Source organism: Agrobacterium bohemicum (assembly GCF_002896715.1).
Taxonomy (GTDB): Bacteria; Pseudomonadota; Alphaproteobacteria; order Rhizobiales; family Rhizobiaceae; genus Agrobacterium; species Agrobacterium bohemicum.
Genome location: NZ_PGEL01000023.1, coordinates 63,622 through 83,041 on the forward strand (window position 1 = coordinate 63,622; position 19,420 = coordinate 83,041).

Consider the following 19,420-nt stretch of genomic DNA (forward strand, 5'->3'; position numbering starts at 1 on the left):
CCAAAAATGCGGAAAAGTCTTAAAGACCGTTCGGCAGGTAGTTCTTGACGACCTTCTTGGCGTCAGCTTCGGCCAGAACCATGGTTCCGCGCGCGTCGCGAATGAACTTGTTGGACCGTTTGATCATGCCGTGGCGCTTGCCGGCNGCAGCTGCGAGAACCTTGCCGGTGCCTGTGATCTTGAACCGCTTTTTAGCGGCGGACTTCGTCTTCATCTTGGGCATTTTGCTACTCCANTTTTTGTATCGAAAGACAGGCAGACGAAGCCTGCTTTCAAGCTATTCTAGAACGGACTCGGCATGCCCTGCCGGACCGTTCGGACGCGCTCCTATAACCGTAGTTATNAAAAAGAGCAACGGGGAATAGGTAATCCTCCTGCGGATTTGTCAAAACGCCTGCGATACAGACGCTCTCACATTANTTTGGTGCCAGAACCATCATCATCTGACGGCCTTCCAGCTTTGGTTCGGCCTCGACCTTGGCAATCGCCAGGGTGTCTTCCTTAACCTGCAGAAGAAGCTTCATGCCGAGTTCCTGGTGAGCCATTTCGCGGCCACGGAACTTCAGAGTCACCTTTACCTTATCGCCTTCGTCAAAGAAACGGTTCATCGCCTTCATCTTCACCTCATAGTCATGGGTGTCGATGTTGGGGCGCATCTTGATTTCCTTGACCTCAACGATCTTCTGCTTCTTGCGCGCTTCTGCCGCCTTTTTCTGCGACGAATACTTCAGCTTGCCGAGATCAAGAATTTTGCATACGGGCGGTTCTGCGTTCGGCGAAATCTCAACGAGATCGAGACCGGCGTCTTCCGCCATCTTCAGAGCCTGGTCCGTCGCCATGACGCCAAGGTTCTGGCCTTCTTCATCAANCAGCTGAANTTTGGGAATTCGAATTTCCCTGTTGGAGCGCGGGCCCTCTTTGACGGGGGCATCGGCTTTGAACGGTCTGCGAATGGTCGTATTCTCCTGATCTGTTTCGGGATCGCGTCGGCAAAAACCAGCTTGTCGGTGCAAATGGCGGAAATGTCGTGAATGCCGCCGCGAAGTCAATAGCATACCCACGCNAAAAAATCACCTCCTGTCGTGCTTTTTCCGAATTTACGCTACATGGAGAGCAAAATGCAGGAGATTCTCACCGATATGACTGAGCAAACGATTCAATACTTGACGGTTGGCACTGCCGATGAGGCTCGCGACATCGCCATACTCTCACGCGCAGCGACAAATGGTGAGGATGCTCCTGCTCTCGTCTGGCTCGGCGGCTATCGCTCCGACATGACCGGCACCAAAGCCGCGGAGCTCGACCGATTTGCCGAAGAGAACGGCCTCGCCTGCATCCGCCTCGATTATTCCGGCCACGGTGCATCCAAGGGCGACTTCAACAAAGGCACGATCTCGCGCTGGCTGGAAGAAACAATGGCCGTGCTGCGTCACACGGCACCGAGACGTATCGTGGTCGTCGGCTCCTCCATGGGCGGCTGGATTGCACTGCGGCTGGTCGAAGAGCTGCGCAAGGCTCAAATCGGTCCGGAAATAGCTGGCCTGCTTCTCATCGCCCCCGCTCCGGATTTCACCGTCGAACTGATAGAGCCCAATCTGTCAGATGAAGAAAAGACATCACTAGAGGGCAGAGGTTATTTCGAAGAGCCGTCCGAATACAGCACAGAGCCGAACATCTTCACCCGTGACCTGATCGAAGACGGACGCGACAACCGCGTGTTGCAAGGCATTATCCAGACCGGATGCCCGGTCTACATTCTACAGGGCATGAACGACGAGGATGTACCCTATACGCACGCCCTCAAACTGCTTGAGCATCTGCCTGCCGACGACGTGGTGCTGAGCCTTATCCGCGATGGCGACCACCGACTGTCGCGCCCACAGGATATAGAGCGCATGCTGGCAGCGGCGAAAAGCCTTGTTTCGTAGGCAAACTGGCTACAGTCTTAACCATATTATTCATCTTGCGTTCATGGACACCGAGTTCCGATTGACACATACCCCCACCGTCTCTTAACTTTTCATTAAGATTTTAAGGGACGGGTTTCATGATGAACGCAGCGCGGGCACTGCTTCTGGCAGTTGCGGCCGGAATACTTTCTGTGGCCTCTGCACAGGCCGAGAACAAGGGCAGCCCGGCCATGGTCACCGGTGGCATCACGTCCCAGCCTATCGGTCATTACGAGTTCTGCCAGAAGTACATGGCCGAGTGCGATATTCGCAGCAAGCTGACCCCTCCCCCGCGTGTCACTGAATATGGCTGGAAGGTCATTCGCGACGTCAACAAGGAAGTGAACACGACTATCGTCGCCATGACCGATCTGGAAGTTTACGGCAAGGATGAAGTCTGGGAATATCCCAAGACCGCTGGTGACTGCGAAGATTTCGTGCTTTTGAAGCGCCGAAAGTTGATGGAACGCGGCTTTGCCGTGTCCGACCTTCTGATCACCGTCGTTCGCAAGCCGGATGGAGAAGGTCATGCGGTGCTGACGCTGCGCACCAATGACGGCGACTTCATTCTCGACAACCTTTCGGATGACGTAAAGCTCTGGACGGATACGAACTATACATATCTCAAGCGTCAGGCCTCGTTCAACACGGGCCGCTGGGTTTCCATCGAGGACGGTCGAGACGTTCTGGTTGGCGCGTTGCGATAATATCCGAGACGAGCGTCAGGCATCTGCCAGCAAGCCTGAAGCCATCTGGCGNAAAGCCTGGACGGCTTTGGGAAAGGCTTCGCGCGGATCATCGGCGGCGGCGATCCAGAGCGCCGCGTTCAACACAGCACCATTCAGCAGCCATGTCGTGGCTCTTGCATCGACCGGCTTTAACGTGCCGTCATCGACCAGCGCCTGAACCGTTTCCTCGATCCTCTTGAGGCAGGCCGTCTGGTTCGGCCATTTGGCGGGGTCACCTAACACTGCCGGGCCGTCCAACAGCATGATGCGTTGTATGTCCGGCTCCAGGGCCATTTCGATATAGGCCACGCTTTCGGCCAGCAGACCCAGCCAGGGCGTGTCCGCCTCCTGCTGCACGACACGCAATCTCGCCAGCATTTCGGCATCGATCTGGTCGATCACGGCCTGAAGCAGCCCCNTTTTGTCACCAAAATTATGATACAGCGCACCGCGCGTCAGTCCGGCTTGCGCTGTCAGGTCATCCATGGACGATGCGGCATAACCCTTTGATGCAAAGGCTTTTCGCGCCTCCGCGATGAGTTTCGTGCGCGTCTCTTCGACCATTTGCGACCGGGTTTTTGGTGTCATGTTCCACCCCACGATTAACATACGATGCGTATACCTATTGACATACGTTCCGTATGTTTACATATTTAGACATACGGAACGTATATCAAAATTCGTCCCGAACAGTAAAGTCATCAAAGGCCTGACCATTCGACCTCGCAAGGCGCATTTGGCGCATTTACGAGGACTGGACGCTGCTGCCTTGAAATCTGGAGTTNAAAAATGAGCAAACGCGACGCAATTTTTCCCGCCAATCGGCATGCGCTTTATGAAAAGCACGGCTACTCGGCAGCAGTCCGCGCTGGCGACCTTCTGTTCGTCTCAGGACAGGTCGGCAGTCGCGATGATGGTTCCGCCGAACCGGATTTCGCCAAGCAGGTGCGGCTTGCCTTCGAAAATCTGAAAGCTGTTCTCGCAGCAGCCGATGCGACCTTCGATGACATCATTGATATCACCACATTCCATACCGACCCGGAAAAGCAGTTCGACACGATCATGGCTGTCAAGGCCACCGTCTTCAGTGAAAAACCCTACCCCACATGGACTGCCGTTGGCGTGAATTGGTTGGCGGGTTTCGACTTCGAGATCAAAGCCATCGCCCGCGTTCCGCAGGCTGCATAGTTCATTGAAGAGGGCTCAAACAACGCGTTGAGCCCTCCCTTCGCCTCAGCCGTGACCGATGATTATGCCTGCCGCCAGCACCAGCGAACCACCCAGCACGACCTGAAACACAGCGCGCAGGAACGGCGTTTCCATGTAGCGGTTCTGAATGAAGGCGATGGCCCAGAGTTCCATGAAGACGATGACGGCAGCGACGGCAGTGGCGGTCCAGAAATGCGGAATGAGGTAGGGCAGCGTGTGGCCGAGACCACCGATTGCGGTCATGATGCCGGACGCAAGACCACGCTTGAAGGGTGAACCACGGCCGGAAAGCTTGCCATCATCATGAGCCGCTTCTGTAAAGCCCATCGAGATACCGGCACCGACGGAGGCTGAGAGACCGATCAGGAATGTTTGCCACGTATCCTGCGTGGCGAAGGCGGCGGCAAAGATGGGGGCGAGTGTCGAGACCGAACCATCCATCAGGCCCGCCAAACCCGGTTGGACGTAAGTCAGTAGAAATCGGCGCTTTGCGGTTTCCTCTTCTTCGGATCTGGCGTCTTCCGGTAGATGCTTGCCTTCCAGCATCCCGGCAATGTCCTGATGCCCACGTTCCGCCTCGGCCAGATCGCCCAAGAGCTTGCGGGTCGATGCATCAGTGACATGTTTGACTGCCTCGTCATAGAAGCGGATCGCTTGACCTTCCATCAACTCGGCCTGTTCGCGCATGGTCCCGACAGACAGGTTCTTGACCAGCCAATCCGGCTTGCGCTCGTAAAAGCCGCTGACATGTTCGCGGCGAATAAGCGGAATGACGTCGCCAAATCTTTCCTGGTGCATCCCGATCAGCATATTGCGATGCGCCTGCTCCACCTCCGCCATCTCATCGAACACCTTGGCCGATTGCGGATAATCCGCTCGCAAATGTCCGGCATAGGACCGGTAAATGCGGGCATCGTCTTCTTCTGACGATATTGCCAAGGCCAGGATTTCCTGTTCGCTTAAAGACGAGAAAGGACGCTTGGACCGCGAAAAGAGGTTGAGGAGCATGAGAACCATCCAATTTAGAATAATTCTAAATACCCTCGGTCAGGAATTTTGGCAAGACAATTTAGAATAATTCTAAAACTCAATGGAGTCAGATAATCAAATTCGAAACGAGGCGACGACAAGAGCCTCGCCCAGACCGCTCATTCACGTCAAGGTTGATATTGAACCCTGCCTCTACTGGNAAACAGAGGGACCCACCTCAATATGATCAAGATTACCTTGAAGACTGCAACCGGACATGGTTAGTAGTCCACGGGAGGCGTACCAGGCGGTTCGCCTTAAATCTTCATATTCAAGGCTTAATCGAACATGGATCGCAGATCATTCATCCGCAAGGCCGGCGCCGTTGGTGCAGGTGTTACAGCAACCGCGCTCGCCGCGCCCGCCATTGCCCAGGAAAACCCAAAGATCACCTGGCGCATGACGTCCTCTTTCACCAAGGGTCTCGACATCCTGTTCGGCGCCGGGCAAATCGTGGCCGATCATGTCAAGGAAGCGTCCGGCGGCAATTTCGTCATTCAACATTTTGCCGGTGGCGAGATCGTTCCAGCCCTTCAGGCGGCCGATGCCGTGACGACGGGCACAGTCGAAATGGCGCACACCTGCTCTTACTACTATGTCGGCAAGGACCCGACCTTTGCGCTTGGCACCTCCGTACCTTTCGGCCTCAATGCCCGCCAGACAAACGCGTGGTTCAACCAGGCTGGTGGCAACGAATTGATGAACGAGTTTTTGGCCAAGCACAACATCTATTCCATTCTGCTGGGTAACACCGGCGCGCAGATGGGCGGCTGGTTCCGCAAGGAAATCAACACCATAGACGACCTCAAAGGTCTGAAGATGCGCATTGCGGGCCTCACCGGTCAGGTCATGCAGAAGGTGGGCGTCACCCCGCAGCAGATCGCAGGCGGCGACGTCTATGCGGCGCTGGAAAAGGGCACTATCGACGCAACGGAATTTGTCGGTCCCTACGACGACCAGAAGCTTGGCTTCTACAAGGTCGCGAAATATTACTACTATCCCGCATGGTGGGAAGGCGGACCGGCTTGCCATGCTTTCGTGAATCTGGAGAAATTCAACAGCCTTCCGGACAATTACAAGCGCATTCTGAAAGACGCTTGCGCGGCCGGTAGCGCTTCCATGCTGGAACGTTACGATGCCCGCAACCCGAAGGCGTTGAAGGAACTCGTCGCACAAGGCGCGATTCTGCGCCCGTTCAGCCAGGAAATTCTAGACGTCTGCCACAAGGCGGCGCTCGAAACCTATGCCGAGATTTCTGCCGTCAACGAGAACTTTAAGAAGATTTACGAAAGCCAGCAGGCATTTAAGAAAGATGCCTATCTTTGGGCTCAGATCGCTGAATACACCTACGACACCTACATGATGATCCAGCAGCGTAACGGCAATCTGTAATCATCTTCTGTCCATATTTGATGGCCATCCGGTTACGCCGGGTGGCCATTTTTATGCGCTGACACCAGCTTCCAAACCTCCCGCTCCCGCCACGCCAGCGGGTTCATGCCGGTGATGCGGCGAAATTCCCGGTTGAAATTGGACTTGGTCTGGAAGCCGCTTTCGAACATGATGGACGTCACGGATTGATCCGTCTCCTCCAGCAATCGGCATGCATCTCTCACGCGCAGTTGGTTGATATATTGAGAGACATTACCGCCCGTTGCGCGGTTGATGGCATTGGAAATCTGGCGGCTGGGCAATGCCAGCTTGCGGGCTAGGCGGGAGAGATTGAGATTTTCGTCTCTGTAGAATTGATGCCGCGCCATCAGTTCTTCCAGCCGCGCCATGATCTCATGGTCTTCGGTGGTGGCGCTCACTGGCTCTGTTTCCGTTAGCGCCGAAAANTTTTCAGGCTTGCTGTCGCCCGCAACCCATGCCGTCAGCCCAATCAGGAGCAGGCCGAGCACATTGCAATTGCTGATGATGACACCGGCATTCTGACCCCGCGTCCATTCGTAGTCGAGAAGGATCACAATATCGAAGGCTGCGGAAAGGCAAAGGGCGGCAGCGGCGATATAGAGTGCGCGGTGAACGGATGTGACGCTCGCAAATTGCGCCTCCTCCAGCCCATCCGGCCCACGCCGTCCCAACAGGATGATGGCCAGCGCATAGCCGACAAAAAGAGAAATGAGGGCAAAATCGATAGCAACCGGATAAAGGATCAGCAAGGCTATGATGACGAGTGGCGGAACAGCAAGGCTGGCAAGCGTTTCCGCACTTTTCAAACGCCAGTCGTTCATCAGGCTGCGGAAGCTGGCATAGGCCAGCGGCGGCAAAAGAGATGCCGTTACGGGCAATGAAAATTTCAGCCAATCGACTTGATAGCCCCAGCGCAGACCAACAAGTGCCGACTGAGTGGCGCTCAGCACGAGCAACGCCAGAAACGGTAGATTGGCCTTTCCTTCGCCATTGGCTCGAAGGATCGAGATCAACATCAGACAAAGAAGTAGGGCGACAACAAGGGGTAAAGGCAGGAAAATCAAGGCGAACGACCCAGGTTGGAAATGATGAACCCTTTCTACATGGACCAGATCGCGTTCGCGAACGACCTCAAACGTGTTTCAGGGCGTNAAAAAACGGCGATGCGCAGACATCAGCCTCGTTGTTTCATTTCAAGAGGCTTTCCCATGCGCTGCATTCTTTCCGCTACCGTATTATTCGTTCTCGCCACACCGCCCGCTTTTGCAGGCGAAAATGTCGGCACCCGCGATATAGCCATCCAGTCCTCTTCTCGCGGCCGGGATTTATCCGTTACCGTCTGGTACCCGTCTGGAGGGATGAGCCAGAAAGTCAGCGTGGGTGACAACAGGATTTTCGAAGGAGCGCCCGCTTTCAAAGATGCCCCCATCCAACCGCATCGCCTGCCATTGGTGTTGCTATCCCATGGCTCCGGCTCGCGCGCGATCGGTATGGCATGGATTGCGACAGCTCTTGCGCAAGCCGGTTTCATTGTTGCCGCACCAGATCACCCCGGCACGACCAGTGGCGATTCCACGCCGGAAGACACACCGAAAATATGGGAGCGCACCGATGATCTCTCCACCATCATCACATCGCTCACAACCAATGCCGAATGGTCAAAATCCATTGATGAGAGCCGCGTTGGCGTTCTGGGATTTTCGCTGGGCGGGAGTGCTGCGATGGAGCTTGCAGGTGCGCGCGCCGACCTTAATGCCTACGTAAAATATTGCGTGGACTATGCCACATCCATGGATTGCCAGTGGNTTTCGGGTGGACGTGGCTATAAGAACGATGAACAGATCGTTGTTCCGAAGTTTGATTTGCGCAGCGTCGATAAGGCACGCTTTGAACAATCCAATCGCGACGCGCGCATCCGGTCTGCCGTGCTTGTCGACCCNGGGCTGGAGGCCGCCTTCACGAAGGACAGTCTTGAGACTATCGACATTCCGATGACATTCATCAATCTCGGCAGCGTCGGCGACATTCCTGTCTCTGTGCTTTCGGACCAGTTGGCTAAGGACGTGCCGCATGCAACTTACATGCAAGTCGATGACAGCAACCATTTCAGCTTTTTGCCCGTCTGCNAAAAAGATGCAGACGCATTTTTGAAATCGGTCGGTGAAATCGATCCGATTTGTGAGCAGACGCATAAGCGTGACAGAGCAGACATTCACAAGGAACTGGTGAAGCTAATCATCGATGCGTTCCAGAGCACGCTCAAAGCAAGCGACTGATCGTGCAGCAAATGCCCGTCAAAGAAGCCGGTTCAAGCATACCGGCTTCTCCCTTGGCATTATTCGCGAAATATCGAACTCACTGAATATTAACATTANTTTCAAACCTCGGTTGCAGAAGTGTAGGCACGCTGATCTTTTCGGCTTCAAAGAAATTGAAGGCCAAAAGCGGACTTTGGGGAAAATAATGATGATCGATAACTTGCTGGCACGTTTCAAGATACAAACGAAAGTCATCGTGTTCATAGCGCCATTTATTGCAAGTATTCTCGCAGTGGGATTGTCGGGGCTTTACGCATCAAATCTACTGCAAAGCCGCATGGATGTTTCCAACACGATCCTGCAATCCTTGACCGGATTCAAAGAAGTGTATGGCGGCATGACATCGTTTCTTACCAACACTAATGAGGAGACCCGCACCACCTTGCACCGCCAGCTGGCCGAACAGGCCAATTTTCTGCGCGCGACCGAAGATGGTAACTCCAGCGAAATAAAAGACGCGATTGACAGAACAAAAGTCATCACCAATCAGGTCGATGAATTGTGGTCGAGCCACCAGAAAGAGCAGGCACTTCGTGCTGGTATGGATACCGACCTTTCAGTCATCAAGAAGGAACTGAACGGCCTTCTGGCGAACGCAACCAACATCCGAAATACGCTTCAGACCGACGAAGCCAAAGCCAAGCTGCTGTTGCGCGAAGCAGACAAACTTAATCGCGGCGCAAACCTCATTGCCACTGTGGTCACAGACTTCAACAGAGTGACATCGCCCGAGGAAAAGACGGCTGTCGTAAAGGCAGCCATTTCCAATCTGGAAACAACGGCCAAGGAACTGGTCAGCATCGCCTCCGTCGATCAGAAAATGATTATTGACCAGCTGGCCGAGGGCGTGACCCAAATCCGCGCCCAGCTCGATATCGGCCTCGTCAATGACGCGACAGTCGGCACGATCGACCGCGTGGTCAACATCATGCGCCCGTCGACCATTCGACTTCAGGGTTTTGCTACCGTCAAATCCCGCCAGGCGACTGAGGTTTTCGGCAAGCTCGACCAGCCTATCGAACAGGCAACAGCATTTCTTGCCACCGCACGGCAGATTGCCGAAGACGCNAAAAATCTAGAGCTTGAAATGGCAGGCTTTGTTGCGGCCCCAGCCAAGGCGTCATTGGAGAAATTCAGAGATGTCGCCTTCCGCCTGAACGTCTCTGCCGGCGAGATGATCGGCGACAAGACGATGTCTGAGGCGACGCGCAAGAGCGCCGAATCGATCGACGCCATGGCCACCAAGCTGGACCGCGCATCGGCAGACCTGTTCGCCATGTCTCAGCAGCGTCAGGTCGCGTTCCGCATGGCGGAAGACGAGATCCGCAACGTTTGGACCAGTCTGACGAGTTTTGCCGAAAAGCAGCGCACTGCCGCCGATACCGAGCGCATCAAGGCGGATGGCATCTCGCTTTCAGCCATGGTGATCGGCGTACTCGTTGCCATCTTTGCCGGTATCGGCCTGGTGATGACGTTCAAAGGCCCTATCCTTGGGATCGTCGGCGCCATGAAGCGGCTGGCAAAGGGCGATATCGATATTCCACTGACGGGCAAGAACCGTTACGACGAAATCGGCGACATGGCGCGCGCGCTGGAAGTGTTCAAGGAAAATGCCGAAGAGCGCATTCGTCTCGAAGCCTCCACGCAGGAACAGCGCGCCTCTGCCGAAGCAGCACGCCAGTCCAACGATGCAGAGCGGAAAGAGCTGGACCGCCAGATCCAGTTCGCCGTTGCGGCCTTGGCCGGTGGGTTGGAGCGCCTGTCCGCAGGCGACATTTCCACCACCATCGATACGCCATTCAGCGACCGTCTCGAGCAATTGCGCGTCGACTTCAACCAGTCCATGCTGCGATTGCGCGAAACCATTGGCGGCATTCTCGAAAACGTCGGTGCCATCCGCGGTAACGCGCAGCAAATGTCGGAATCCGCTGTTGATCTGGCGCGCCGCACGGAACGTCAGGCCGCTTCGCTGGAGGAAACGGCAGCAGCCGTGGATGAGGTCAACTCCAACATGCGCAACGCCGTGGATCGTGCCCGGGAAGCGAACACCATTGTCGATAAGACACGCCGCAATACCGATGAGTCACTTGTCATCGTCGGCAATGCGATTTCGGCCATGGAGCGGATCGAGAATGCATCGAAGACCATCGGCAACATTACCGAGGTCATCGATTCCATTTCGTTCCAGACGAATTTGCTGGCTCTGAATGCGGGCGTTGAAGCAGCGCGCGCCGGTGAGGCGGGCAAGGGCTTTGCCGTTGTCGCCCATGAGGTTCGCGAGTTGGCGCAAAGATCGGCCGCAGCCGCCAAGGAAATCCGTCAACTGATTGCCGTTTCGAACAAGGAGGTCGCCGCAGGTTCCAGCCTCGTTACCCAGACAGGCGAAGCGTTGGCCCAGATCGGCACGCAAATCTCCCATGTCAGCGACCATGTGCAGCAGATCACGCAATCAACGCAGGACCAGTCGATTGCCATGCAGCAGATCAATAGCTCCGTTGGTGAAGTTGATCTGCTGACGCAGCAGAATGCGGCGATGGTGGAAGAGACAAGTGCGGCCAGTGAGCAGCTGAATGAAGAGACGGATCAGTTGCTTGGTCTGCTGGAGCAGTTCCGCCTCGACAGCGCGCAGGATAGCCGCCGGGATCATCGGCGCGCTGCCTGATCAGNAAAAACGGGAATTTCGAACATGAGCGCGGGCGGTTTCGTCCGCGCTTTTTGCTATCATGCTCACCGCAGTCTCACGCAAATGTCAGCTCATCNTTTTTATCANTTTCCGATCGTAAAGATTGGATTCAGCCNTTTTTGATAATTTGTCGTTAGTCATCNTTTTTCAAGGTTCCAGGGCGGTGCGTTTTGTGTTTGCCCGTCTGTTTTGCGTACGGATTCTCATGTATCGATCGACAGTGCCAGCCATTATTCTAGCCTGCCTATCCCTCACGGCCTGTACGTCCAGTTCTGGGCCGGAAAGCCTGATGGCGGGAATTCCTTCCAAGGAAACGACGAGTTCCGTAACGCCTTCGGCGCCTGTGCCGCAGGCCAGTGTTGGCCAAACGCGTGCGACGCTTCGTGCCGAACCTGCCCAGAAGGTCCTGGCCTGGGGTGGGCCGCTTCCACAGGAACCAAAAGCCTTTGCCGCTGTGGACCAACAAGCCGAACCCCGTCGCGCCATGCCCCAGATCGACACGTCGATGTCGCCACAGGCTGGTGTCGGTCTTCCAGATGAGAAGTCGGTGCAGATGGCCATGGCCGCAGCGCCTGCCATCAATGCCGGACCAGCCGTACGCTCCCGCATCTTCCGGTCCAACTTCAGCGATGCCAAGCCGATCAATTTCGGCAAGGTCACGCCTCGGCATTTTGCCGTCCACGGCGTCGATGTTTCCCGCTGGCAGGGCAATATCGATTGGGAGAGGCTGAGATCACGCGGCGCCAACTTCGCCTTCATCAAGGCGACCGATGGCGGTGATCATCTGGACCCCATGTTCAAGACCAACTGGAACCGCTCCAAGGCAGCAGGGCTGCGCCGGGGTGCCTACCACTTCTTCTACTGGTGCCGCCCTGCAAGCCAGCAAGCAGACTGGTTCATTCGTAACGTGCCGCGTGACCCGGATGCGCTGCCGCCTGTCATCGATGTGGAATATAATGGCGAATCCAGCTGCAAGATGCGCCTGCCGCGCGCCAAGGTGCTGGNAAAGATGCAGGTATTCATGGACATGCTGGAACGCCATTACGGCCAGCGCCCGATCATCTACACTGCCCCGGATTTCTACAAGGACCATCTGTCGGGTGAATTCCTGAACTACCCCTTCTGGCTGCGGGCCGTGGCCCAACACCCGTCCAAGGTCTATCCAGACCGCAAATGGATGTTCTGGCAATATTCCGGCTCTGGCCTGTCCCATGGCGTAGAGGGCAAGATCGACCTCAACGTCTTCAGCGGCAACGAGGAAAGCTGGCTTCGCTGGACATCCCGACGCGGCAACGGCTAACAGGGCTGTGGCTTCGTCGCGGATTTCTTTGCACCGACGACACAGGCCACGACGCCAACCGTTGTCAGCAGCATCGGGATGCTGACGGCTTCGCCCAGCAAACTCGCCGCCAGCACAAGGCCCATGAAGGGTTGGAGCAATTGCAACTGACCAACGGCGGCAATGCCGCCCAGCGCCAGTCCACGATACCAGAAGATAAAGCCGATCAACATGCTGAACAGCGACACGTAGATAAGCCCGGCCCATGCGCCACCTCCAATAGTGCTCCACGACGCTGGCATGGTGAAGAGTGCGAGCGGCAGCATGATGGGCAAGGACAGAACCAGCGCCCACGAAATGACCTGCCAACCGCCAAGCTTGCGAGACAAGGCCGCCCCCTCCGCGTAGCCAAGGCCACAAAGCGCGATGGCCGCCAACATCAGTAGATCACCGGCCAGCGACGCCGAGCCGCCCTGCGTCATCGCGAAACCAGCGACCAATGCGCTGCCCAGACATGAGTAGAGCCAGAAGGCCAAACGCGGGCGCTCGCCTCCGCGCAGCACGGCAAATATGGCCGTCGCCAATGGCAGCAGACCGATGAAGACGACAGAATGGGCCGAGGTGATGTGCTTCAACGCCATGGCTGTCAGCAGCGGGAAGCCGACCACGACACCCAGCGAAACGATGGCCAGTGACAGCACGTCATTCCGTGCAGGACGCTTCTGCCGAAAGACCGCAAGCAGCGCGACCCCGAGCAACCCGGCAATGCTGGCCCGCGCCAATGTCAGAAACACGGGATCGAACCCCGTAACCGCCAAACGTGTTGCTGGCAAAGAGCCGCTGAAAATAACCACGCCCACAAAACCGCTCACCCAACCAGCCGACTGCCTATCCATTCCAATGCTCCATTTCGATGGATTTATGAACCGGAATGGATGGTGCAGACAGCTACACTGCGGTACAGTTTTGTAAAACTGTTATGGTATTGAGAGCAATACGGATGAATCTGATCCCGAGCAAAACTCACGATAACGCGCCTCGCATCAACAGCGTGATGGCGGAAGTTCGAAAGCGTATCTCGGCACGCATCCTCGCGCCGGGATCAAAACTTCCATCGGTTCGCGCCTTCGCCAAGACAATGCTGGTTTCAACCTCAACCGTTGTCGAAGCCTATGAACGGTTGATGGCAGAGGGCACCATTCACTCCCGCCCCNGGTCGGGATTTTATGTGGCGGCCGCCCTGGCTCCTCTTTCACTTGCCGAAATAGGCCCGAAGCTCGACCATGCGGTTGATCCCTTCTGGGTCTCGCGCCTTGCGCTGGATNGGCAGAGTGGGATGATCAAACCCGGTTGTGGCTGGATGCCGCCTTCATGGATGCCGGAAGAGGCAATACGCCGTGCCATGCGCAGCGTGGCCCGCGCGGACACAGACCTGTTGACCGACTACGGTACTCCGCTCGGACTTCTACCATTGCGGAAATTGCTTTCGCGGCGACTGTCGGAGAACGGCGTGCACGCTGCGCCGGAACACATCATGCTGATGGATAGCGGCACGCACGCTATAGATCTGCTCTGCCGTTTCCTGCTGGAGCCGGGGCAGACCGTTTTGGTCGATGACCCCTGTTATTTCAATTTCCATGCTCTGCTGCGCGCCCACCGGGTCAAGATCATCGGCGTACCCTATACACCATCCGGACCGGATGTTGCGCTGTTTGAAGAAGCTCTGAACGAACACAAGCCCCGCCTCTACATCACCAATTCTGCAATCCACAATCCCACCGGCGCGGTTCTTTCTCCGGTTACAGCGCATCGGGTGCTGATGTTGGCGGAACGTGCCGGACTGACGATTATCGAGGACGATATTTTCGCAGATTTCGAAAACCAGAAAGCGCCGCGACTTGCTGCCTTCGATGGTCTGAGCCGGGTCGTGCAGATCGGCAGTTTTTCCAAGACGCTCTCGGCGTCCATTCGCTGCGGTTACATCGCAGTACCACAACCTTGGATAGAGCCGCTGACCGACATGAAGATAGCCACGAGTTTTTCAGGCAACCAACTATGTGAGGCAGTGGTGCTGGCAGCGCTTAAGGATGGCAGCTACCGGCGACACATCGAGACCGTGAAAGTGCGACTGTCCAGAGCTAGAGTGGAAACAACATCACGGCTTCGCGCGCTCGGCATCACACCGTGGATCGAGCCGCAAGCGGGTATATTTTTATGGTGCATCTTGCCTGAAGGGGTCGACGCGGCAAAGGTCGCTCGCCATGCTCTTTTGAAACATGTGGTTTTGGCGCCCGGCAATATTTTCAGTCAGTCATACGCCGCATTGACCCATATGAGGTTCAACGTTTCGCAATGCGACGACCCGNAAATGATGGAGGTTTTGAGTGAGGCGATCGATACGGCGCGTTCGATACTGTAAGGGTACCAGTTTTTACCATTTATAGATTTCTGGAACCAATCACGCAGAATCGCATTTTCTCCCCATAGTAAGAGGAGAAAACATCATGACATTCGATCCAAATCTGCCACGCGACCCCAATCTTCGTCCAGATCGCCCTGAACTTCGCACAACGCCAGAAGCTGCCCGCAAATCTGCGGGTTGGGCTCCCTGGGTTGCGGTCATCGCAGTTCTCTTGGTCGGCGGCTTCATCTGGATGCAGATGAGCGCTCCATCGACAACTGACCCAACGACGACGTCGTCAACAACGCCCCCAGCCGTCAGTGATCAGGCTCCAGCGCCTGCCCCCATGACACCGGCTGCACCCGATAATGCGACGCCTGCTTCGCCTAACACGGGCGGTACGCAGACTCAGCCTTAAGAGGTTGATGTCGTCAATAGTTGAAAGAGCCGCTTGCTTTCGGGCAGGCGGCTTCTTTGCGTGAACGGTACGGCATAGCTGTCTTCGATAAAAACTCGCGGTCGATAAGCAATTGCCATCATAACAAAAAGGGCGCCTCAGCGCCCTTTTCATATCAATCATCGCTCATTTTCAGCGCTGCAATGAACGCTTCTTGCGGAATGTCCACCTTGCCGAACTGGCGCATGCGCTTCTTGCCTTCCTTCTGCTTGTCCAGAAGTTTGCGCTTGCGGGTGGCATCGCCACCGTAGCACTTGGCGGTTACGTCCTTGCGCATGGCAGAGATCGTTTCACGCGCAATGACGTTGCCGCCAATGGCCGCCTGAATGGGGATCTTGAACATGTGGCGCGGAATGAGATCTTTCAGCTTTTCGCACATGTCACGGCCGCGCTTGTCGGCTGCGGTGCGGTGCACGAGCATGGAGAGCGCGTCCACCGGCTCGCCATTGACCATGATCGACATCTTCACAAGGTTGCCTTCGCGGTAACCATCGAGATGGTAATCGAAGGATGCGTAGCCTTTGGATATGGATTTCAGGCGGTCGTAGAAATCGAACACGACTTCGTTGAGCGGCAGCTCATAGGTGAGCATGGCGCGTTTGCCGACATAGGTTAGTTCGGTCTGTACGCCGCGGCGGTCCTGACAGAGTTTCAGGATACCACCGAGATAATCATCCGGCGTCAGGATAGTCGCCTTGATCCACGGTTCGCGGATTTCAGAAATCTTGACGACATCAGGCATGTCAGCCGGATTGTGCAGCTCGCGCTCGGAACCATCGGTCATCGTCAACTGATAGACCACCGAAGGGGCGGTTGCGATGAGGTCCAGATCGAACTCGCGCTCGAGGCGTTCCTGAATGATTTCGAGATGCAAGAGGCCGAGGAAGCCACAGCGGAAACCGAAGCCGAGAGCGGCGGACGATTCCATTTCAAACGAGAAGGACGCGTCGTTGAGGCGAAGCTTGCCCATGGCGGCGCGCAGATCTTCGAAATCGGCAGCATCGACCGGGAACAGGCCGCAGAACACGACCGGCTGGGCAGGCTTGAAGCCCGGCAAAGCCTTTGCTGTGGGGCGCTTGTCTTCGGTAATGGTATCGCCGACGCGGGTATCGGCCACTTCCTTGATGGAGCCGGTGATGAAACCGATTTCACCAGGGCCGAGGCTATCGACAGCCACCATCTTAGGGGTCAGAACGCCAACGCGTTCCACCTGATATTTCGCGTCCGTGCCCATCATGCGGATGGTCTGGCCCTTGGTCAGCACACCATCGAGAACGCGCACCAGAACCATAACGCCGAGATAGGTATCGTACCAGCTATCGACCAGCAGAGCCTTCAGCGGACCTTTCTCGCCAAGCTCGCTCTTTGGCGGCGGCAACTGGTGCACGATGGCTTCAAGAACATCCGGAATGCCAAGACCGGTCTTGGCCGAAATCAGCACGGCCTGAGACGCATCGATGCCGATGACTTCCTCGATCTGTTCACGGATACGATCCGGTTCAGCAGCAGGCAGGTCGATTTTGTTCAGGACGGTGACGATCTCGTGGTCGTTATCGATGGCCTGATACACGTTTGCCAGTGTCTGCGCTTCGACGCCCTGAGACGCATCCACCACCAGCAGCGAGCCTTCGCAAGCTGACAGCGAGCGCGAGACTTCGTAAGCAAAGTCGACGTGGCCGGGGGTATCGATGAGGTTCAGCACATAGATTTCGCCGTTATTCGCCTTGTAATGCAGGCGCACGGTCTGTGCCTTGATGGTGATGCCACGCTCGCGCTCGATATCCATATTGTCGAGCACCTGCTCGGACATGTCGCGCTCAGCAAGGCCGCCCGTCGACTGGATCAACCGGTCGGCTAGCGTCGATTTGCCATGGTCGATATGGGCAACGATGGAAAAGTTGCGGATATGGTCAAGCGGGGTGCGGGTCGAATTTGTGCTCATGCCCCGCGCTATAGCAGGGGCTTTTGCGCTGGAAAAGCGGGAATTTGGTTAAAAGCCTTTTAAGTTGGGCTTTTCAGCCCTCTGGGCCAGCTTACAGTGCCACAGCGAGCGTTGGGGCAGAGTGGCGAGCCAGATTATCCTGCCACCAAGACCTGAATTCCACTAAGATGGATGTTGACTCCATTATATAGGATTATTATTCTTATATGATGGNAAATAACATCGACACTTTCGAACAGTCAATCGCTGAACGCATCAAGCATCTGCGAGCACAGGGCAATCTGACGCTCGAACAGCTGGCCACCGCATCCGGCGTCAGCCGCGCCATGATTTCCCGCATCGAGCGCGGAGAAGCCAGTCCGACTGCGGCGCTTCTGGCACGCATCTGCGCGGCGCTCGGGCTCTCGCTTTCGGGCTTCTTTGCCGAGGACAGAGAAATCGTCTCGCCCTTGGTCAAGAGGCAGGACCAACCGACATGGCGGGACCCTGACACGGGCTATGTGCGTCGCGCCGTATCTCCTCCCTACGTCGGCTCCGATGTCGATATTGTTGAAGTCAATTTTCCCGCCCACGCAAAGGTCAGCTTTCCGCCGCATGCCGCAAGCCGTGGAATGACGCAATATGTGTGGTTGTTGGAAGGCAGCATCGAGATGACGACGGGCGCGGGTGTGTATCTGATGGAAGCAGGCGATTGCCTGTTCATGCCCGTTGGCGACGGGCACACGTTCCACAACCCGACCGACACCCCTGCTCGCTACGCCGTGGTGCTGGACCACCGCAAACGCTGATATTTTTAGGAGCTTCAAATGACAATCATCCGCACATTGACAAGTAGCGAGACCTTGGCCGCACTGCCAGACCTTTCCGAGATTCTGTCCGATTGCGTCAATGGCGGCGCCTCCGTCGGCTTCATGCTGCCTTTCGCACCGGCTGATGCGATGACGTATTGGNAAAGCGTGGCGGAGGCCGTCGATCATGGCGACACAATCCATGTGGTGGCTGAGTTGGATGGCAGAACGGTCGGCACCGTTCAGATTGGCCTTGCCTCCAAACCCAACCAGCCCCACCGCGGTGACCTGATGAAGCTTCTGGTGCACCGCTCGGCCCGTGGTCTTGGCGTGTCCCGCAAGCTGATGGCACAGGTAGAGGCAGAAGCTGCAAAACGCGGACGAACACTTCTGGTTCTGGACACGGCAACCGGCAGCGAGGCAGAGGCGATCTACCCTCGTTTTGGTTGGGAACGCGTGGGCGTCATCCCGGACTACGCGCTGTTTCCGAATGGCGCATATTGTGGAACCACTTTGTTTTACAAGCGAATCGCGGAACGCTCGATTTCTTCGCCGATGTAAAGAGCCGCGCCGTTCACTACTTGCAAACGTGTGCCTGCTGAAGAATTATTCCTTCAGGCACGAACGAGGGCAAGATGGCAAACGCAATCCGCAAACCACGTATTTCCATTGTCTATTGCACCCAGTGCAACTGGCTCCTGCGCTCATCCTGGATGGCGCAGGAACTGCTTCATACCTTCGCCGATAGCCTCGGCGAAGTCGCTCTGGTGCCGGCGACAGGCGGGCGTTTTGAAATCCTGGTGGACGGAGAGGTCATCTGGGAACGCAAACGCGATGGTGGCTTTCCTGGTGCCAAGGAACTCAAGCAACGCGTCCGTGATGTCATCGACCCGGACCGGGACCTCGGCCACCTCGATAGATCGAAGAACGAAGGTATGGACACCTGATTCTCAGAAGGCGGTGATGGATGCTGTCGCCCCCGCACGCGAGCCAACCACCGCAAACATCGANTTTTTCACTGNAAAATCAATGATCGTCACAAAACTTCAAAATCTCTGTTGACACCAGACGACTGCCCCCGTACATGGCTCCTCGTCGCCCAGATGGCGGAATTGGTAGACGCGCCAGCTTCAGGTGCTGGTACTCGAAAGGGTGTGGAGGTTCGAGTCCTCTTCTGGGCACCATCCGNTTTTACTCCCCTTGAAATCGTTAAACAAATAACCN

The 19,420-nt window shown here is 56.1% G+C and carries 19 protein-coding genes and 1 tRNA gene; 13 read left to right on the forward strand and 7 right to left on the reverse strand.

Going from position 1 to position 19,420, the window contains the following annotated elements; all coding sequences use genetic code 11:
- Positions 1-19: 19 nt before the first annotated feature.
- Both rpmI and infC read right to left on the reverse strand, forming a co-directional pair.
- Positions 20-223 (reverse strand): 50S ribosomal protein L35, encoded by a 204-nt coding sequence (gene rpmI, locus CUC55_RS09365; protein WP_045230036.1) that lies wholly within the window; start codon positions 221-223, stop codon positions 20-22.
- A 193-nt stretch (positions 224-416) separates the two neighbouring features.
- Complete coding sequence (gene infC / locus CUC55_RS09370; protein WP_245417735.1) at positions 417-953, reverse strand: translation initiation factor IF-3; 537 nt, start codon at positions 951-953, stop codon at positions 417-419.
- Positions 954-1,139: 186 nt separating this feature from the next.
- On the opposite strand from infC, the gene CUC55_RS09375 reads away from it, so the two are divergent.
- Positions 1,140-1,928, forward strand: a complete 789-nt coding sequence (locus tag CUC55_RS09375) for an alpha/beta hydrolase (RefSeq protein ID WP_067649818.1) — start codon at positions 1,140-1,142, stop codon at positions 1,926-1,928.
- A 119-nt stretch (positions 1,929-2,047) separates the two neighbouring features.
- Complete coding sequence (locus CUC55_RS09380; RefSeq protein ID WP_067649250.1) at positions 2,048-2,656, forward strand: transglutaminase-like cysteine peptidase; 609 nt, start codon at positions 2,048-2,050, stop codon at positions 2,654-2,656.
- A 15-nt stretch (positions 2,657-2,671) separates the two neighbouring features.
- Here the strand turns inward: CUC55_RS09380 and CUC55_RS09385 are convergent, their stop codons facing one another.
- Positions 2,672-3,265 (reverse strand): TetR/AcrR family transcriptional regulator, encoded by a 594-nt coding sequence (locus CUC55_RS09385; RefSeq protein WP_103087784.1) that lies wholly within the window; start codon positions 3,263-3,265, stop codon positions 2,672-2,674.
- Positions 3,266-3,466: 201 nt separating this feature from the next.
- On the opposite strand from CUC55_RS09385, the gene CUC55_RS09390 reads away from it, so the two are divergent.
- Positions 3,467-3,865, forward strand: a complete 399-nt coding sequence (locus CUC55_RS09390; RefSeq protein ID WP_067649253.1) for a RidA family protein — start codon at positions 3,467-3,469, stop codon at positions 3,863-3,865.
- 45 nt (positions 3,866-3,910) lie between these two features.
- Here CUC55_RS09390 and mbfA read toward each other — a convergent pair whose 3' ends face one another.
- Positions 3,911-4,894 carry an iron exporter MbfA gene (gene mbfA / locus CUC55_RS09395; protein WP_067649824.1) on the reverse strand — a complete coding sequence of 328 codons (984 nt, stop codon included), beginning with the start codon at positions 4,892-4,894 and terminating at the stop codon, positions 3,911-3,913.
- A gap of 309 nt (positions 4,895-5,203) precedes the next feature.
- Between mbfA and CUC55_RS09400 the strand changes: the two genes are divergently transcribed.
- Positions 5,204-6,307: a TRAP transporter substrate-binding protein gene (locus CUC55_RS09400; protein ID WP_067649256.1), complete on the forward strand. Its 1,104-nt coding sequence runs from the start codon at positions 5,204-5,206 to the stop codon at positions 6,305-6,307.
- Positions 6,308-6,339: 32 nt separating this feature from the next.
- Here the strand turns inward: CUC55_RS09400 and CUC55_RS09405 are convergent, their stop codons facing one another.
- Positions 6,340-7,392, reverse strand: coding sequence for a helix-turn-helix domain-containing protein (locus CUC55_RS09405; RefSeq protein ID WP_170063851.1), 1,053 nt, complete (start codon positions 7,390-7,392; stop codon positions 6,340-6,342).
- Positions 7,393-7,536: 144 nt separating this feature from the next.
- Here CUC55_RS09405 and CUC55_RS09410 point away from each other — a divergent pair, with 144 nt between their 5' ends.
- The 3 genes from CUC55_RS09410 (at position 7,537) to CUC55_RS09420 (ending at position 12,629) form a co-directional block, all read left to right on the forward strand.
- Entirely contained in the window at positions 7,537-8,604 is a 1,068-nt protein-coding gene (locus CUC55_RS09410; RefSeq protein ID WP_103087785.1) for an alpha/beta hydrolase family protein, read from the forward strand.
- A gap of 1,510 nt (positions 8,605-10,114) precedes the next feature.
- Positions 10,115-11,308 (forward strand): methyl-accepting chemotaxis protein, encoded by a 1,194-nt coding sequence (locus tag CUC55_RS23625; protein WP_425352809.1) that lies wholly within the window; start codon positions 10,115-10,117, stop codon positions 11,306-11,308.
- A 226-nt stretch (positions 11,309-11,534) separates the two neighbouring features.
- The gene (locus CUC55_RS09420; RefSeq protein WP_103087668.1) at positions 11,535-12,629 is read left to right on the forward strand and encodes a glycoside hydrolase family 25 protein; all 1,095 of its coding nucleotides are present in this window, start codon (positions 11,535-11,537) and stop codon (positions 12,627-12,629) included.
- On the opposite strand, the gene CUC55_RS09425 is transcribed toward CUC55_RS09420, so the two are convergent.
- Positions 12,626-13,504, reverse strand: a complete 879-nt coding sequence (locus CUC55_RS09425) for a DMT family transporter (RefSeq protein WP_067649267.1) — start codon at positions 13,502-13,504, stop codon at positions 12,626-12,628. The two genes, CUC55_RS09420 and CUC55_RS09425, sit on opposite strands and share 4 nt — an antisense overlap.
- 83 nt (positions 13,505-13,587) lie before the next feature.
- Between CUC55_RS09425 and CUC55_RS09430 the strand changes: the two genes are divergently transcribed.
- Together CUC55_RS09430 and CUC55_RS09435 are read left to right on the forward strand one after the other, a co-directional pair.
- Positions 13,588-15,027 (forward strand): aminotransferase-like domain-containing protein, encoded by a 1,440-nt coding sequence (locus CUC55_RS09430; protein WP_103087669.1) that lies wholly within the window; start codon positions 13,588-13,590, stop codon positions 15,025-15,027.
- An 85-nt stretch (positions 15,028-15,112) separates the two neighbouring features.
- A complete protein-coding gene (locus tag CUC55_RS09435; protein WP_067649273.1) occupies positions 15,113-15,427 on the forward strand; it encodes a hypothetical protein in 315 nt (104 codons plus the stop codon).
- A gap of 154 nt (positions 15,428-15,581) precedes the next feature.
- Here the strand turns inward: CUC55_RS09435 and lepA are convergent, their stop codons facing one another.
- Entirely contained in the window at positions 15,582-17,420 is a 1,839-nt protein-coding gene (lepA, locus tag CUC55_RS09440) for a translation elongation factor 4 (protein WP_067649276.1), read from the reverse strand.
- A gap of 194 nt (positions 17,421-17,614) precedes the next feature.
- Here lepA and CUC55_RS09445 point away from each other — a divergent pair, with 194 nt between their 5' ends.
- From CUC55_RS09445 to CUC55_RS09460, 4 genes are all read left to right on the forward strand, one after another.
- On the forward strand, positions 17,615-18,196 hold the full coding sequence (locus tag CUC55_RS09445; RefSeq protein ID WP_425352803.1) for a helix-turn-helix domain-containing protein: 582 nt from the start codon (positions 17,615-17,617) through the stop codon (positions 18,194-18,196).
- 18 nt (positions 18,197-18,214) lie between these two features.
- On the forward strand, positions 18,215-18,757 hold the full coding sequence (locus CUC55_RS09450; RefSeq protein WP_103087671.1) for a GNAT family N-acetyltransferase: 543 nt from the start codon (positions 18,215-18,217) through the stop codon (positions 18,755-18,757).
- 74 nt (positions 18,758-18,831) lie between these two features.
- Positions 18,832-19,143 (forward strand): Rdx family protein, encoded by a 312-nt coding sequence (locus tag CUC55_RS09455; RefSeq protein ID WP_067649282.1) that lies wholly within the window; start codon positions 18,832-18,834, stop codon positions 19,141-19,143.
- 150 nt (positions 19,144-19,293) lie between these two features.
- A tRNA-Leu gene (locus CUC55_RS09460) sits at positions 19,294-19,380 on the forward strand.
- Positions 19,381-19,420: the final 40 nt, after the last annotated feature.

Bases quoted from the DNA above. Each gene is read 5' to 3' on its own strand.
- CUC55_RS09375 (WP_067649818.1), top strand. From the start codon at position 1,140: ATGACTGAGCAAACGATTCAATACTTGACGGTTGGCACTGCCGATGAG.
- CUC55_RS09380 (WP_067649250.1), top strand. From the start codon at position 2,048: ATGATGAACGCAGCGCGGGCACTGCTTCTGGCAGTTGCGGCCGGAATA.
- CUC55_RS09390 (WP_067649253.1), top strand. From the start codon at position 3,467: ATGAGCAAACGCGACGCAATTTTTCCCGCCAATCGGCATGCGCTTTAT.
- mbfA (WP_067649824.1), bottom strand. From the start codon at position 4,894: ATGCTCCTCAACCTCTTTTCGCGGTCCAAGCGTCCTTTCTCGTCTTTA.
- CUC55_RS09400 (WP_067649256.1), top strand. From the start codon at position 5,204: ATGGATCGCAGATCATTCATCCGCAAGGCCGGCGCCGTTGGTGCAGGT.
- CUC55_RS23625 (WP_425352809.1), top strand. From the start codon at position 10,115: ATGACGTTCAAAGGCCCTATCCTTGGGATCGTCGGCGCCATGAAGCGG.
- CUC55_RS09425 (WP_067649267.1), bottom strand. From the start codon at position 13,504: ATGGATAGGCAGTCGGCTGGTTGGGTGAGCGGTTTTGTGGGCGTGGTT.
- CUC55_RS09435 (WP_067649273.1), top strand. From the start codon at position 15,113: ATGACATTCGATCCAAATCTGCCACGCGACCCCAATCTTCGTCCAGAT.
- CUC55_RS09455 (WP_067649282.1), top strand. From the start codon at position 18,832: ATGGCAAACGCAATCCGCAAACCACGTATTTCCATTGTCTATTGCACC.